The 13,171-nt window shown below is 50.9% G+C and carries 21 protein-coding genes; 18 read left to right on the top strand and 3 right to left on the bottom strand.

Translation table 11 applies throughout. The features are described from left to right. Positions 1 to 43: 43 nt before the first annotated feature. A complete protein-coding gene (locus tag L463_RS24180; RefSeq protein ID WP_123906388.1) occupies positions 44 to 280 on the bottom strand; it encodes a hypothetical protein in 237 nt (78 codons plus the stop codon). After that, on the bottom strand, positions 264 to 443 hold the full coding sequence (locus L463_RS0122455; RefSeq protein ID WP_032629539.1) for a hypothetical protein: 180 nt from the start codon (positions 441 to 443) through the stop codon (positions 264 to 266). The genes L463_RS24180 and L463_RS0122455 overlap by 17 nt, the downstream gene beginning before the upstream one ends. Positions 444 to 570: 127 nt before the next feature. On the opposite strand from L463_RS0122455, the gene L463_RS23190 reads away from it, so the two are divergent. The 6 genes from L463_RS23190 to L463_RS0122445 all read left to right on the top strand — a co-directional run bounded on the left by L463_RS23190 (position 571) and on the right by L463_RS0122445 (position 3,439). After that, positions 571 to 840: a host cell division inhibitor Icd-like protein gene (locus tag L463_RS23190; RefSeq protein WP_071993126.1), complete on the top strand. Its 270-nt coding sequence runs from the start codon at positions 571 to 573 to the stop codon at positions 838 to 840. After that, on the top strand, positions 833 to 1,018 hold the full coding sequence (locus L463_RS21935) for a hypothetical protein (RefSeq protein ID WP_032673055.1): 186 nt from the start codon (positions 833 to 835) through the stop codon (positions 1,016 to 1,018). The genes L463_RS23190 and L463_RS21935 overlap by 8 nt, the downstream gene beginning before the upstream one ends. Beyond that, positions 1,011 to 1,238, top strand: a complete 228-nt coding sequence (locus L463_RS21940) for a hypothetical protein (protein ID WP_001547834.1) — start codon at positions 1,011 to 1,013, stop codon at positions 1,236 to 1,238. The genes L463_RS21935 and L463_RS21940 overlap by 8 nt, the downstream gene beginning before the upstream one ends. Continuing rightward, complete coding sequence (locus L463_RS21945) at positions 1,235 to 1,603, top strand: hypothetical protein (protein ID WP_023332885.1); 369 nt, start codon at positions 1,235 to 1,237, stop codon at positions 1,601 to 1,603. The genes L463_RS21940 and L463_RS21945 overlap by 4 nt, the downstream gene beginning before the upstream one ends. Further along, a complete protein-coding gene (locus tag L463_RS21950; protein WP_023304525.1) occupies positions 1,600 to 2,964 on the top strand; it encodes a helicase RepA family protein in 1,365 nt (454 codons plus the stop codon). The genes L463_RS21945 and L463_RS21950 overlap by 4 nt, the downstream gene beginning before the upstream one ends. Before the next feature lie 214 nt (positions 2,965 to 3,178). Continuing rightward, on the top strand, positions 3,179 to 3,439 hold the full coding sequence (locus L463_RS0122445; protein WP_032673054.1) for a hypothetical protein: 261 nt from the start codon (positions 3,179 to 3,181) through the stop codon (positions 3,437 to 3,439). Between the two features lie 32 nt (positions 3,440 to 3,471). Here L463_RS0122445 and L463_RS21955 read toward each other — a convergent pair whose 3' ends face one another. After that, positions 3,472 to 3,978 (bottom strand): hypothetical protein, encoded by a 507-nt coding sequence (locus L463_RS21955; protein WP_032673052.1) that lies wholly within the window; start codon positions 3,976 to 3,978, stop codon positions 3,472 to 3,474. 285 nt (positions 3,979 to 4,263) lie between these two features. Between L463_RS21955 and L463_RS21960 the strand changes: the two genes are divergently transcribed. From L463_RS21960 to L463_RS22010, 12 genes are all read left to right on the top strand, one after another. Next, positions 4,264 to 5,430: a phage major capsid protein gene (locus L463_RS21960; protein WP_032673050.1), complete on the top strand. Its 1,167-nt coding sequence runs from the start codon at positions 4,264 to 4,266 to the stop codon at positions 5,428 to 5,430. 51 nt (positions 5,431 to 5,481) lie between these two features. Next, a complete protein-coding gene (locus L463_RS21965; RefSeq protein ID WP_032673049.1) occupies positions 5,482 to 6,042 on the top strand; it encodes an HK97 family phage prohead protease in 561 nt (186 codons plus the stop codon). Position 6,043: 1 nt separating this feature from the next. After that, the gene (locus L463_RS21970) at positions 6,044 to 7,279 is read left to right on the top strand and encodes a phage portal protein (protein WP_032673048.1); all 1,236 of its coding nucleotides are present in this window, start codon (positions 6,044 to 6,046) and stop codon (positions 7,277 to 7,279) included. Then, positions 7,276 to 7,614 carry a phage head closure protein gene (locus L463_RS21975; RefSeq protein ID WP_032673047.1) on the top strand — a complete coding sequence of 113 codons (339 nt, stop codon included), beginning with the start codon at positions 7,276 to 7,278 and terminating at the stop codon, positions 7,612 to 7,614. Before L463_RS21970 ends, L463_RS21975 begins: the two co-directional genes overlap by 4 nt. Next, positions 7,611 to 7,904 (top strand): head-tail connector protein, encoded by a 294-nt coding sequence (locus L463_RS21980; RefSeq protein WP_032673046.1) that lies wholly within the window; start codon positions 7,611 to 7,613, stop codon positions 7,902 to 7,904. Before L463_RS21975 ends, L463_RS21980 begins: the two co-directional genes overlap by 4 nt. Then, a complete protein-coding gene (locus L463_RS21985) occupies positions 7,904 to 8,347 on the top strand; it encodes an HNH endonuclease signature motif containing protein (protein ID WP_032673045.1) in 444 nt (147 codons plus the stop codon). Before L463_RS21980 ends, L463_RS21985 begins: the two co-directional genes overlap by 1 nt. Continuing rightward, complete coding sequence (locus tag L463_RS24405; protein WP_162184623.1) at positions 8,340 to 8,492, top strand: hypothetical protein; 153 nt, start codon at positions 8,340 to 8,342, stop codon at positions 8,490 to 8,492. The genes L463_RS21985 and L463_RS24405 overlap by 8 nt, the downstream gene beginning before the upstream one ends. 128 nt (positions 8,493 to 8,620) lie before the next feature. Beyond that, positions 8,621 to 8,977, top strand: coding sequence for a phage terminase small subunit P27 family (locus tag L463_RS21990; protein ID WP_032673043.1), 357 nt, complete (start codon positions 8,621 to 8,623; stop codon positions 8,975 to 8,977). Continuing rightward, positions 8,961 to 10,622 (top strand): terminase large subunit, encoded by a 1,662-nt coding sequence (locus L463_RS21995; RefSeq protein WP_032673040.1) that lies wholly within the window; start codon positions 8,961 to 8,963, stop codon positions 10,620 to 10,622. Before L463_RS21990 ends, L463_RS21995 begins: the two co-directional genes overlap by 17 nt. Before the next feature lie 11 nt (positions 10,623 to 10,633). After that, the gene (locus L463_RS22000) at positions 10,634 to 11,248 is read left to right on the top strand and encodes a tail assembly protein (protein WP_023309411.1); all 615 of its coding nucleotides are present in this window, start codon (positions 10,634 to 10,636) and stop codon (positions 11,246 to 11,248) included. An 8-nt stretch (positions 11,249 to 11,256) separates the two neighbouring features. Then, entirely contained in the window at positions 11,257 to 11,445 is a 189-nt protein-coding gene (locus L463_RS22005) for a hypothetical protein (RefSeq protein ID WP_032673037.1), read from the top strand. A 198-nt stretch (positions 11,446 to 11,643) separates the two neighbouring features. Continuing rightward, a complete protein-coding gene (locus L463_RS22010) occupies positions 11,644 to 13,095 on the top strand; it encodes an ATP-dependent nuclease (protein ID WP_032673034.1) in 1,452 nt (483 codons plus the stop codon). Positions 13,096 to 13,171 lie beyond the last annotated feature (76 nt).

Genomic DNA, 13,171 nt, shown 5'->3' with positions numbered 1-13,171 from the left:
ACAAAGGCGACCTTGCAGGGTCGCCCAAGTAGTCACATCAAATCTAAACAGGATCAGCATACCAGGCCTTGCGCTGGTGGTCAAAGCCTGAGCGCTCCTGTGATTGCAGGAACTGCGCCATTGGCGCGGTTAAGGTGTACGGCATTGGCGCATACCCCATTTCCCCAAATCTGGGGAGAACTGGATCGGCGTGCGGGGTGTACTGCAATGCAGCATACCCCGGAGGAACTCCGTAGTTTCGACCGTTACCCAGATTTTGGGTATCAGCTTTTCGGCTCAATGCCTCGCTGCTGTAACTCTTTGCGGATTATTCGCTTTATCCATGCTGATACAGAAGCGTCACCATCTTGCGCCAGAGCCTGTTTAATTCCTTCTTCTAGGTTTGGTTCTACGCGTAATGCGATCTGCTTGTTACCTTTGGCTTTAATTTCTATGGTTGACATTTGGTTGACACCTGATTACTTTGAAATGGTAATCAAGTGTATGACAGGTGCATACCAAAAAGCAACGCCCCGGACTGTTAGAGCAGTACCAGGGCGTCTAACCAAACCGTTAATCGGAGTAACAGTTATGGCTGATCAACAGCATACCCAAACTCGCCCGGAATTTACATGGTTATTCCTGGCAACCCCAGACCACACCCCAAAATGCACACCTGTAGTACTCCGCTTTGATGCTGATACGGAAGATAAAGCCCGCGCTGCATTCCCCGGCTGGGATTTGGTTTTCGCTGCCAAAATCCGCGCCCAGTCTCCTTGTCGCGTTGCGTTTTTCGATTACACCACCCGCCGTGGCTGGGAGTTCGATAGCGCAGCTATTCAGGAGGTGCGCCATGCGTGAATTAACCAATAAAAGTGCGTCAATAGCCTGTGAACTGGCTGCGTTGTTGATGGTTGTCGAAGAGTACGACGTTGATCAGGTTGAGCGTGAAAACCTTATCAGTCTGGCCAGACGAGTATCGGATCAACTTGCGGCAAGCATGGTGGAGCAGAATGAAACGGGAGCGCTCAATGGATAACTTTTACACCTACCGCAGCAAAAAAGATTTGCTGTTACTGGCGCAAGAGGTTGCTGCGCTCATGTCATGTGCTGCTTACCTTTCAACTATCAAGGGGGAGGCGGAGCGTATCCATGTAATGAGTTTAACGCACCTGGCTCAGCGCCTTTCTGACGAACTGGCAAACTCACTGGATATTTCTACTTTTTCAGACCCTGAAACGCAGGAGGCAAGACCATGATCAGCAATGTGAAGTTTAACGAACTTGCTAACCGCGTTGATCTGCTGGTTGAGAAGGTTTTGCGCCTTGAGGCTCAGGTTAAATCACTTACCGATAGTCAGGGCGGAGAAATCCCTCCGGGTATGACGCCAGTAGCAACACTGGCTGCTGAATACGGTATCTCAACCAAAAAGGCTGAGGAGCTGGCGAAAAACACAGGGGTGATGCTGGTTAAGCTGAAATCTGGCGGGTTCGTTGCGCCTGATGAAAAGTTCAGGGAAGCGGCGCGGCTGGTGTTGCGCAGTGCTAAGCGCAAATATGGCTCTGCGTACTGGTTCCATCCTCTGATCGGCAAATTCCAGATGAGCGGAGGCATACCAAAATGACGGTACAACTGACAGCTGTAGAAACTGTATCTGATGCTCTGTTCACCTGTTCTTACCTGTGGGCGCATGGCAAGCAGTACAGTCGCAGCGATTTGGATAAAGCCCTCCACCAGCATAAGGACCCCACTACCCGTTACGGAAAGCTGGTGGCTCGCCTCAACCAGATAGCAGCAATGCCGTATGAGGAGCTTTGTGATGCCGGGTATCTCGACACGGACCGCAAACAAATGATTACCGCGCGGCGTTCTGTGCTGGTGGAAGAGATAGGCGAAGGGGAAATGAATGCCATGCTGTCTGACGTGCAGCGCATTCACCGGGTCTTCCCTGATGCTGGTGCAAAGTTCAGGACAAAGCTGCCTCTCTCTCGCGGTTCTGAGGGCTTTGATATCCGTCAGGACTATATCCTTAAACATTTTCTGCCAGCGCAATCACTGTGCAGCATTTACGGTCCCAGCGGTTCGTATAAGAGTTTTCTCGCTGTATCGTGGGCCTGTCACATTGCTGCGGGTCTGCCATGGGCTGGGAAGAAGGTCACTTCCGGCGCGGTGCTGTATGTGGTTGGTGAGGGGGGCGTAGGCGTTCCCCGGCGTATAAAGGCTTGGGAGCAGGTGCACGGCATACAGGCAGACAACCTTTGGCTGGTCAATCGTCCGGTGTTTCCTGTGCGCGAGTCAGAGGTAACGGAAGTGCTTCTGGCTGCCAGACAGATTGAAGCTGAATGTGGTGTGCCGGTTCGCATGGTGGTGATCGATACGCTGGCCCGTTGTTTTGGCGGTAACGACGAGAATGATGCTCGTGATATGGGGGCATTTATTGAAGGGTGTGACGTTATCAAACAGAAAACGGGTGCAACGGTGCTGGTAGTTCACCACTCCGGCAAAGATGAAGGGAAAGGCGCTCGCGGTTCCAGTGCTTTCCGCGCTGCGCTTGATACTGAATTTAACGTTAAGCGTGAAGGGGATGGAAAGGCGCTTATTCTGACCTGTACCAAGATGAAAGACGCGGAGGAGCCAGAGCGTAAAGCGTATGACCTGAGAACGGCAGAGCTTTACACCGATGAAGATGGTGAGCTTGTTTGCTCTCTGGTTGTGCACGATCAGCCGAGAGAGGCTAAAGAAGTTGAGCCTGAATTGGCCAATGTCTCCCGTCTTAGCGATAACCACCATGCACTATGGCAGGCAGTACGCAGCCGAACAGCTAAGGGGGAGCCATGCACTATCTCCGTTATTAAAGACGATCTGCGTGCAACACTGGGGGCAGATAAAGTGAGAAAGTCATTCCCGCGCTGGCTGGACAAGCTGGAGAGTGAGCAAATTATTCGCATCGAGGGTGAGAACCTTTACCCAGTAACAGTCGAGTAAATGCGGCGGTAAGTGCGGCACGTGCGGCATTTAGTATGTTTTATGACCAAATGCCGCACTTAGTCCCTGTATACACGCGCTAAGTGCGGCATTTCACTGAAACCCCCGTCATTACTGGGTTTGCGTAATTTTTTGAGAAAACTGGTGCGGCGCTAAGTGCGGCATTGCTAAACGCGGCACTAAATGCGGCAGGTTAGACAAACAAGGAGAATTTATGCCTATTACGATTCATGAAATAAAGGAACATTACGATCATTATGGGCTTCATGATATGAGTGCAATGCCTACCGCTGAATATCGGAAGGCGCTTTCAGATGGGGCACTATTCTGGATCGATCATCATGACTTTGTTCGAAGCACTCTTTCAGAAGAAATACTGGCTACTAATCGAGAACAATTGGATGCGATGATTGAGCATTTGCAAGAATATAGAGATAAGATGCCAACGCCACCAGATTGGATGAGCGAGAAATGATACATTAGGCCTGGTAGATACCAGGCCATTTTTTACAGTAAATTCAACAACGCTGAGGCACCTGCACCAACAATGCTGGCAACAGTGCTATTTTCCAGCAATTGTTTCAACACGGATTTAGCCTGTGGATCTCCAGATTTAGCAACCTTCTCAACCAGTTCAGTAATACTGATATTAACAAGCATATGGTTGCTTTCACCTACTTGAACCTGCTCACCGTTAATCGAGCCAATGTGGAATGTGCTGCTTTTAGTAGGTGACTTGTGTTCATTTTCTGTTATGTTTTCAATGCTGAGAGTGAGCATATGTGGATGTTTTGTACCTCTTTTGAGCGTTCCACCTTGAACCATCTTCATATCTAATACTTTCAACTTGATCTCATTTTTTCCGACACTTTGAATAATATGCTGACCAATAATTACTTCGGGTTCATTAGTGTATGGAATTAACACCTGTTTCTTTTGGGAGTTTCTTTTACCTTTGAAAATCTCTCCCTCAATAATAAAAGTATCAGGATAAATCATTGCGCTCAGGTTCATGGTGCTTTCTCCTCTGTCGTAAAGTCAGTCAATGATAAATCCATACATGCTTTTTTTGTAAATTATTCGTACTCATACTTACTCATTCTTCCCCCCTGCTCTGAGGTGGGTTTCCTTAAATTTTTTCATGTATATCTTGAAGAGTGGCACTCAGACGTGAGCCGCCACTGGCCGTTAAATCAAGCTGTAGCGAGTACAGTCTGTGGGATGCAGAAAAAGATTTAACGGCCTTCCCTCCAAGCGCTGGTTTCACGTCTCAACGTTAATTGTTACGGAAACCACTCCATGAAGAAATTACTCGAATTACGCCAGCAGAAAGCAGCACTCAAAACCCAGATGCGCTCCATGCTTGACAAAGCCGACACCGAAAAGCGCAGCCTGAACGAAGAAGAGGGCAAAAAGTTCGATGAACTCCGCGCCCAGGCTGATTCCCTCGAAGTTGAAATCACCCGTCTTGAAGCCGTCGCCGACGATCAGCGCAATCTGCCTGGTACTTCCGTTGAAGGCGAGCCAGTAAGCAACGACGAGCTGCGCCACTACATCATGACCGGTGATACCCGCTCTCTCTCCACTCTGGTGCAGGCTGACGGCGGCTATACCGTTATCCCTGAGCTGGACAAAGAGATTATGCGCCAGTTGCAGGATGATAGCGTGATGCGCTCCATCGCAACGGTGAAGACCACCAAAACCAACGAATACCAGAAGCTGGTATCTGTGGGCGGCACTACCGTTAATCGCGGCACCGAAGGTGAACCACGTACCGAAACCAGCACGCCGAGGGTGGAGCGTGTTGATATCAAACTCAACCCGATCTACGCCTACCCGAAAACCACCCAGGAGATTCTCGACTTCTCCGAGGTGGATATCTTGGGCTGGCTGTCTTCTGAAATCGCTGACACCTTCACCGCTACCGAAGAAAGCGACTTTGTGAACGGCGACGGTGATAAAAAATCCAAAGGGTTCCTGTCTTACCCTCGCGCGGCCACTGCTGATAAAACCCGTCCGTTCGGCACGCTGGAGAAGATGGAAGCCGCTGACGTTTCCTCTGATGGCCTGATCGACCTGCTGTACAAGCTGAAAGCCAAATACCGCAAGAACGCCGTATGGGTGATGAACTCCAACACCGCCGCAAAACTGCAAAAGCTGAAAAACGGCAACGGGGATTACATCTGGCGCGATCGTCTGGTTGCCGGTTCTCCCGATACGCTGCTGGGCCGTCCTGTTCAGTATCTGGAAACCATGCCGGATGCGGAGGCGGGTAAAGCGTTCCTCGCGGTTGGCGACTTCAAGCGCGGCTATTTCATTGTGGATCACACCACTGGCGTGCGTACCCGTCCTGACAACATCACCGAACCGGGTTTCTACAAGGTGCATACCGATAAATACCTGGGCGGCGGCGTGGTGGACTCCAACGCCATAAAGGTGCTTGAGCTTTCCGGCTCCGGTTCCTGATTTGACGTTTAAGGGGCTGCGGCCCCTTTTTGCCCTCTGTGGAGTCCAGTAATGAAAACAACCGATTTTGAAATCCGTACCTCCGAAGTGAGCGCCAGCAACAAAAAGCTGGTGGGCTATGCCGTGCGCTGGAACAGCCTGTCAGAAGTTATCTGGGATGAGTTCCGCGAGCAGTTTGCGCCGGGAGCGTTTAAAGACAGCCTGGCATCCGGTAGCGATGTGCGTGCGCTGTACGAGCATAACTATACCCAGCTGCTGGGCCGCACCAAATCCGGCACGCTGGTGCTGTCCGAAGACGATACCGGGCTGCGCTTCGAGCTGACCCCGCCGAATACCCAGCTTGGCAACGATGTGCTGGAGCTGGTGGAGCGCGGGGATATCTCAGGCATGAGCTTCGGTTTCCTTGCGCTGAAAGAGGCGTGGGATATTGCTCAGTCTCCATATCTGCGCACCGTGACCGCCGCTGAACTACGGGAAATTACCGTAACATCAATGCCCGCCTACCCGGAATCTGGCGTGGAAATCGCTCACCGTTCGCTTTTCTCCCAACATCCTGAACTGCGCCGCGCTGGCGATAACCGTCGCCGCTGGGCTGAATTAGCGGGGCTTTGATATGTGGAATATCTGGCCGTTTGGCCGTAAGTCTGAATCCTCCGAACAGCGCAGCATGACCATTGATGAGTGGCTGGCGATGGCAGGGATTCCAAATACCGGATCAGGCGAGTATGTGTCTGCGGGTACTGCGGAATCTCTGCCTGCGGTGATGAACGCCGTGTCAGTTATTAGTGAGGCGGTGGCGACAATGCCCTGCTACCTCTACCGCGTCCGTAATGATAATGGTCGTGAGGCGCGGGAGTGGCTGAGCAATCACCCGGTGGATTTTCTCCTGAACGAGCAGCCGAACGACTGCCAGACGCCTTACCAGTTTAAACGCACAATGATGCGTCATTGTTTGCTGAACGGTAACGCCTATGCGGTGATCCAGTGGGGGCGCGACGGTCAGCCGCAATCCCTGCATCCGTATGCGCCGGGGGCGGTTGTTCCTGAGCGTATCGGCCAGCATAAGTACAAATACACCATTACTGAGCCGTTTACCGGGGCTGTGCGCACTTACCTCCAGGAAGAGATTTTGCATCTTCGCTATGCCACCGATGATGGTTTTCTGGGGCGCTCTCCAATTTCCATCTGCCGCGAGGCGCTGGGGTTAGGTCTGGCTCAGCAGCGCCACGGTGCCAGCGTTATGAAAGATGGCATGATGGCGGCGGGAGTCATAACCACAAATGAGTATCTCGACAGCGTGAAGGGCAAGCAGGCTATGGATGCGCTGGATCGGTACAAAGGCGCTAAAAATGCTGGGAAAGTGCCGATCCTTGAAGGTGGGATGGACTACAAGCAGCTTGGTATGAGCAACCAGGATGCCGAATGGCTGGCCTCTCGCCGCTTCACCATCGAAGACATTGCCCGCATGTTCAACGTGTCGCCTATTTTCCTCCAGGAATACAGCAACAGCACCTACAGCAACTTTAGCGAAGCGAGCCGCGCCTTTCTCACCATGACCATGCGCCCGTGGCTGGCGAACTTCGAACAACAAATCAAATCTGCGCTGCTGGTGGCCTCCCCGGTTCCGGGAAGCCGCTATCAGGTGGAGTTTGACTCTGCTGACCTTCTCCGCGCCACGCCAACCGAGCGTTACGCCACTTATGAGCGAGGCATCAAGAACGGGATCATGAACCCGAACGAAGCCCGTGAGCGTGAGGGGATGCCGCCGCGTGACGGTGGTGATGAGTTTAGCCAGGCATGGAAGCAGGAAGTGAAGATCAGTAAGGACGGCAAGGAAGGTGACGCATGAGAGCCGGGGGACTGAGAAACCGGGTAACTATCCGGGTATTCACTACTCACAGAGATCCATCTGGTCAGGTTATTCAGATCTGGGAAGACGGGGAAACCATCTGGGCTGAGGTTAAGGGGATCAGCGGTCGTGAACTGGTAGCGGCTGGTGCCGAGGTTGCTGAAGCAACGATCCGTGTCTGGGTGCGTTTCCGTCGAGATATTACTGCTGCCAACCGTCTGAAGGTGCTGACTGGCCCGTTTGCCGGGGCGACGCTCAACATTATCGGGCCGCCCATACCGGACTCAGGTATGACGCGCCTTGAGATTCTCTGCAAACAGGGGACCGAGAAATGACTACTGAAATCACCCTAGATGAAGCAAAGCTGCATTGCCGTATTGATGATGATTACGAAGATACGTTGATACAGGCGTACATCGATGCGGCGCTGGAGGTTTGCCAGAAGCATATCGGCAAGCGGTTTGATAACGGGCTGGAGTTTACGCCAGCTATCAAGATTGGCTGTCTGATGTACGTATCTCAGCTGTACGAGTACCGCACGATGATTGGTGATACCGACGCCAAAGAGATACCGATGGCTGTCTCTGCGTTGTGGTCTGTCTATCGTGATGTGGGGGTGTACTGATGCCGTGGCAACCACTACGCCGGTGCAATGAGCCGGGATGTAATAAGCGGGTAAGGTCCGGCAAGTGTGACGAGCACAGGCGGGAAGCGTGGCGGGAGCAGGATGCCAGACGCGGCCATCGGCGCGCCCGTGGTTACTCTGCCTCATGGGAGAAGTACCGCGCTCAGTATCTGAAACGTCACCCCCTTTGTGTTGAGTGCCAGAAGCTGGGCCTCTACGTTCCTGCAAAGATTGTCGATCACATCATCCCTATCAATGGCGGTGATGATGTTCTGTTCTGGCCGGAGTGGAACCACCAGCCGTTATGCCAGACACATCATAACCAGAAGACCACGCAGCAGGACCCCATCACCAAAGCGAATCGTAAAGCAGGGCTCTACATCGAGCAGGAAGAGCGGGCAGCACAGCGTAATAACTGGATGTATGAGGCCAGCGATGAATGAGAAAGACGTGGTGAATCTGTATCAGTCACTGGCCCGATGCCGTGATGGCTTTGTGCGGGCCCGCACCAGACGCAATGAGCGCCAGCCAGTGAAGCGCATGAGCGAACGTGAGCGGGAGGTGATGGAATGCTTCCGCAACCGCTGACAGGCCGCATGGACGGGGTGGGGGAGGTTTTCAGGACAAAACCCCAGCCGCAAGGCACCACCCGCCCCCTCAAATTTTTACGCACAGTGTTTTTTTTGAAAATAAAACAGACAGGTAAACAGTAAGTTATGGCAAGACCACCCAAACCGCCCGCCTATCTTGATGAGATCGCGGCGCAGCAGTGGAAAGCAAAGGCGAAGCAGCTGGCGGAGCGCGGTGATCTGACGCCTGCCGACTGGAACAACCTTGAGCTGTATTGCGTCAATTACTCGATGTACCGCAAAGCCGTGGAAGACCTTGCCACGCGGGGATTCAGCATAGTGAACAGCCAGGGCGGTGAGAGCCGTAACCCGGCACTGAGCGCAAAAGCGGATGCCGAAAAAATTCTCATAAAAATGTCGTCGCTCCTGGGCTTTGATCCGGTAAGCCGCCGCCGCAATCCGGTAGAAACGGAAGAGGAGGACGATCTTGACCGTCTGGGATGATTACGCAAACGCCATTAAATCGGGTGAAATTCCGGCCTGTAAGCGCGTGAAACAGGCCGTTGAGAGGTACTTTTCAGACCTGAATGACCCCCGCTATGTGTTCGACGCGGCGACCGTGGAGCGGTTTATCGCCTTCTCCCGGCTCTGTCCGCACGTCAAAGGCCCGCTGCGGGGCCAGCCAATCGAGCTGGAGCCGTGGCAACAGTTCGCTTTTGCTAACCTGCTGGGCTTTAAAGTCAGGGAGTCAGGCCGCCGTAAGTACAGCAGCGCCTTTATTGAGGTGCCGCGCAAGAACGCCAAATCAACCGTAGCCGCCATGCTGGCTAACTGGTTTCTGGTAATGGAGAAGGGCCAGCAGGATATCTACACGGCGGCGGTAAGCCGGGATCAGGCCCGAATCGTGTTCGACGATGCCCGCCAGATGTGCCTGCTGTCGAAACCGCTGAAAAAGCGCGTCAATATCCAGGCGCATAAGGTCATTTTTCCGAAGAGCAACAGCCTGTTAAAGCCGCTGGCGGCGAAAGCGGCCACCATTGAAGGGACTAACCCCAGTCTGGCGATTGTCGATGAATACCACCTTCACCCGGATAACGGCGTTTATTCCGCCCTCGAGCTGGGTATGGGCGCACGTCCGGAGGCGATTTTGTTCGCCATCACTACCGCCGGGAGTAACGTTGTCTCTGCCTGTAAACAGCATTATGACTACTGCTGCCAGATTCTGGCCGGGGAAGAGAGCAACGATTCGCTGTTTGTCCTGATCTACGAACTGGACGACGAAAGCGAGGTTGAGCAGCCTGAAATGTGGATCAAGGCTAACCCTAACCTGCATGTGTCCGTTGACTCAGCGAAACTGGAATCCACCATCCAGAAAGCGCGGGGCATACCGTCGCAGTGGGTGGAAATGCTGACCAAACGTTTCAATATCTGGTGTCAGGGCTCCACGCCGTGGATGGGTGCCGGTGCATGGGATGCCTGTGCGCTCGACTATAACGAAGACGATCTGGCCGGAATGGAGTGCTACGCCGGGTTTGACCTGTCCTCTACCAGCGACATCACCAGCGTGAGTTACGCTTTCCCGTTCGACAGGGAGATCCGCCTGCTGACCCGTCATTATCTGCCGGAAGCCCAGCTACTTAACGTCGCCAACAAAAACCGCGCCATCTACCGCCAGTGGGTAAAAGCGGGATGGATACGCACTACCCCCGGCGACTGCATCGACTATGACCGCATCCGTGACGATATTCTGCACGACGCTGAAACATTCAATATCCGGCTGGTGGGTTTCGATACGTGGAACGCCACGCACCTGCGCACCCAGCTACAGGGAGCAGGGCTTGATGTGGAGCCTTTCCCGCAAACCTATCTCAAGTTCAGTCCGGTGGCGAAATCATTTGAGGTGTTCGTTAACCGTAAGGTAGTGCGCCATCGCGGCGATCCTGTTTTGTCCTGGGCGATTGGTAACGTGGTGATGGAGACGGATGCCAACGCCAACATTAAGCCCAACAAGAAGAAATCCTCCAACAAGATAGACCCGGCTGTATCCGCGCTGATGGCGTTCGGTACCTTCCAGGCTGAGCACGAGGATTTTGCTTTCGATATGAGCGACAACCACAAACAACGGTTGGCGACATTTAACGGTATCTGACAGGGGGTAATATGCAACAGGTATTAACTACTATGAAAACCACGATAAAACTCAGCGGCTCAATGGCTCAGCGATTTGGCAGGACACATCGCCGCGCGTTAACGTCTGCCAATGAAGTATTCAGGGCGCTATCTAACACCATTGATGGCTTTGATGCTTACCTGCGTGAGGCTCGGGCAAAGGGGCTGGATTTTGTTATTTTCCGGGATCGCCGCAATATCGGACACGAAGAGTTTGAACTCCTGGGGCCGGGTGATGAGCTGAGAATTATTCCGGTAATACGAGGAAGTAAGCGGGCAGGTCTGTTCCAGGCTGTTCTCGGTGTAGCATTGATTGCTGGTGGTATAGCTCTTGGTCCAGCAGGTGCCGCACTGATTGGGAAGGGCGCTGCATTAAACATTGGCCTTGTTGGAGCATCAATGGCCTTGGGTGGAGTAGTCCAGTTACTTTCCCCGCAGGTATCAGGCCTGCGAATGCGTCAGGAACCTGATAACAAACCCTCCTATGCGTTTGGTGGTCCCGTTAACACGACAGCATCTGGCAATCCCGTTCCCCTGCTTTATGGGCAACGGGAAATTGGCGGCGCAATTATCTCCGCCGGGATTTATGCAGAAGATCAGCAATAGAGGCTCATATGAATAAAATTTTACTTATCGCTGCCCTGGAAGAGATTGCTAGTCGCGAGGGCCATGAACTTAACGGGCAGGATAAGCTGGTAATCCGCACTAAAACAGCTATGGTGTTGGCCGCTAAACAGCGGCACCGCCAACGCATGAAGTCTCCACCTTATCAGTGGCGTAAACCGGAAAACCCCAGACGATAAACAACCATTGATGCTTCAAGTTGCAGGAGCCTGTACTTAGGGCCGCAGCCGGGGTAACTTGTTTGAGTACTATCATGCTGCATCTTGAGGTTACTTGGGTTTACATACTACAAAATCAAGCATAGAAAGCTTAAAAAGGATCTGATAGTCTAAAAATGTTTTTAATTTAGGCTATTACACAGCAGAATAGGGATTTGTATGGCTGATATAAGAAGTAAATTGAAAAGTAAGTACTCTCCAAGAAATAAATATGCTAATTTTGGCTCGGCTCTGAGAAGTATAGATATTAAAGGTTTTCGAGGTATAGAGGATATTACTCTGAGCTTGGATTTTCCTGTGACGGCAATTTCTGGTTTAAATGGCGCAGGTAAAAGTACTCTTGGGCAATTAGCTATTTGTGCATATAAAAAACCGGTAACAGCACAAGATTATAAACGGCTTTATATAAAAGACTTTTTCCCCGTATCAAAAGCTGATCCGAGTCCATTTAAAATGGATTCAAGTGTCATTTATAAATATGAAACCAATGACCCTAATAGAACTCAAGATGTAACCGTTTCACGTATAAAATCTTCTTGGTCTGGATATAAACGTCAGCCGGAGAGACATTGTTATTATATAGGTTTTACTGTATACATTCCAAAAGTTGAGCGTCGTGATCTCAGTGTCTATGGGGGAAGGGATTTCGATTTGACAGTGAGAAGGAATGTTGACCAAGAGATAATATCAAGGATGGCTAAAATTATCGGTCATCCATATGACGATGTTGCATTTCAGGGAATATCGCATAGAAAACGAGAGACAGAAATAGGGATGGTTGAAAGACTTGGATATTCATATTCAGAAAATAACATGGGCTTTGGCGAAGGTCGGGTGCTTTATACCGTTGATATGTTAGAAACATCCCCGGAACAGAGCTTATTTGTTTTAGAAGAGCCAGAAACGTCTCTTCATGAAAGTGCGCAATATGAATTTACGAAATATCTTATGGAGGTTTGTGAGCGGAGAAAACATCAAATTATTCTTTCTACTCATTCTAGTGTTATTTTAAATGCATTGCCTCCAGAGGCTCGTAAATTATTGATTCGTGATGAAACTGGCGTGGATATAAAAGACGGCATTTCAACAACGCACATAAGATCAATACTCTCAGACGGTCATTTTAAAGGGCTGCATGTTTGTGTTGAGGATCATTTTGCTAAGGTACTACTTAGCCAAGTAATAAGGCTGAAAAGGCGAGACATCCTCAAATCCATTCAGATTACTGATGTTGGTGATAAAACTGCCGTAAGAAAGGCAGTAGAGATTTTGAGTAAATCTGGACTAAATGCTATTGCAGTTAGGGATGCTGATGTAGGTGAGGATCCTAGAGGGAACTTATTTTCTTTTCCTGGCAATCGTCCTCCGGAAGTTGAGGTTTACCAACATGCTGCTGTTAAAGAATTTTTACAGCAAGAATATGGAATTGATTTTGATTGGCTAATACAAAGAAAAGGCGTTGAAGATCATCACTTCTATACAAAAACAATTTCAGAAGAAGTGGAATGCGAGGAGGAAGTGGTGAGAATACTAGCTATTAAAAAATACATAGATGTTCTTGGGGATCAGTTTGATAGCTTGGTTGATAAAATTGTCGAGAAAATAGTTTAGCAACTAAATTATCTGAAGATATGCAGGATTACCTATAAATACTCAGTGGCGGTATCCTATAGGTATCCTGGAAAGT

Origin of the sequence: Enterobacter sp. BIDMC 27 (assembly GCF_000534415.1) — a bacterium.
Classification (GTDB): Bacteria; Pseudomonadota; Gammaproteobacteria; order Enterobacterales; family Enterobacteriaceae; genus Enterobacter; species Enterobacter hormaechei_C.
This window is presented reverse-complemented; position numbering and strand designations above follow the sequence as displayed.

Bases quoted from the DNA above. Each gene is read 5' to 3' on its own strand.
- L463_RS0122455 (WP_032629539.1), bottom strand. From the start codon at position 443: ATGTCAACCATAGAAATTAAAGCCAAAGGTAACAAGCAGATCGCATTA.
- L463_RS23190 (WP_071993126.1), top strand. From the start codon at position 571: ATGGCTGATCAACAGCATACCCAAACTCGCCCGGAATTTACATGGTTA.
- L463_RS21935 (WP_032673055.1), top strand. From the start codon at position 833: ATGCGTGAATTAACCAATAAAAGTGCGTCAATAGCCTGTGAACTGGCT.
- L463_RS21940 (WP_001547834.1), top strand. From the start codon at position 1,011: ATGGATAACTTTTACACCTACCGCAGCAAAAAAGATTTGCTGTTACTG.
- L463_RS21945 (WP_023332885.1), top strand. From the start codon at position 1,235: ATGATCAGCAATGTGAAGTTTAACGAACTTGCTAACCGCGTTGATCTG.
- L463_RS21950 (WP_023304525.1), top strand. From the start codon at position 1,600: ATGACGGTACAACTGACAGCTGTAGAAACTGTATCTGATGCTCTGTTC.
- L463_RS0122445 (WP_032673054.1), top strand. From the start codon at position 3,179: ATGCCTATTACGATTCATGAAATAAAGGAACATTACGATCATTATGGG.
- L463_RS21955 (WP_032673052.1), bottom strand. From the start codon at position 3,978: ATGAACCTGAGCGCAATGATTTATCCTGATACTTTTATTATTGAGGGA.
- L463_RS21960 (WP_032673050.1), top strand. From the start codon at position 4,264: ATGAAGAAATTACTCGAATTACGCCAGCAGAAAGCAGCACTCAAAACC.
- L463_RS21965 (WP_032673049.1), top strand. From the start codon at position 5,482: ATGAAAACAACCGATTTTGAAATCCGTACCTCCGAAGTGAGCGCCAGC.
- L463_RS21970 (WP_032673048.1), top strand. From the start codon at position 6,044: ATGTGGAATATCTGGCCGTTTGGCCGTAAGTCTGAATCCTCCGAACAG.
- L463_RS21975 (WP_032673047.1), top strand. From the start codon at position 7,276: ATGAGAGCCGGGGGACTGAGAAACCGGGTAACTATCCGGGTATTCACT.
- L463_RS21980 (WP_032673046.1), top strand. From the start codon at position 7,611: ATGACTACTGAAATCACCCTAGATGAAGCAAAGCTGCATTGCCGTATT.
- L463_RS21985 (WP_032673045.1), top strand. From the start codon at position 7,904: ATGCCGTGGCAACCACTACGCCGGTGCAATGAGCCGGGATGTAATAAG.
- L463_RS24405 (WP_162184623.1), top strand. From the start codon at position 8,340: ATGAATGAGAAAGACGTGGTGAATCTGTATCAGTCACTGGCCCGATGC.
- L463_RS21990 (WP_032673043.1), top strand. From the start codon at position 8,621: ATGGCAAGACCACCCAAACCGCCCGCCTATCTTGATGAGATCGCGGCG.
- L463_RS22000 (WP_023309411.1), top strand. From the start codon at position 10,634: ATGCAACAGGTATTAACTACTATGAAAACCACGATAAAACTCAGCGGC.
- L463_RS22005 (WP_032673037.1), top strand. From the start codon at position 11,257: ATGAATAAAATTTTACTTATCGCTGCCCTGGAAGAGATTGCTAGTCGC.
- L463_RS22010 (WP_032673034.1), top strand. From the start codon at position 11,644: ATGGCTGATATAAGAAGTAAATTGAAAAGTAAGTACTCTCCAAGAAAT.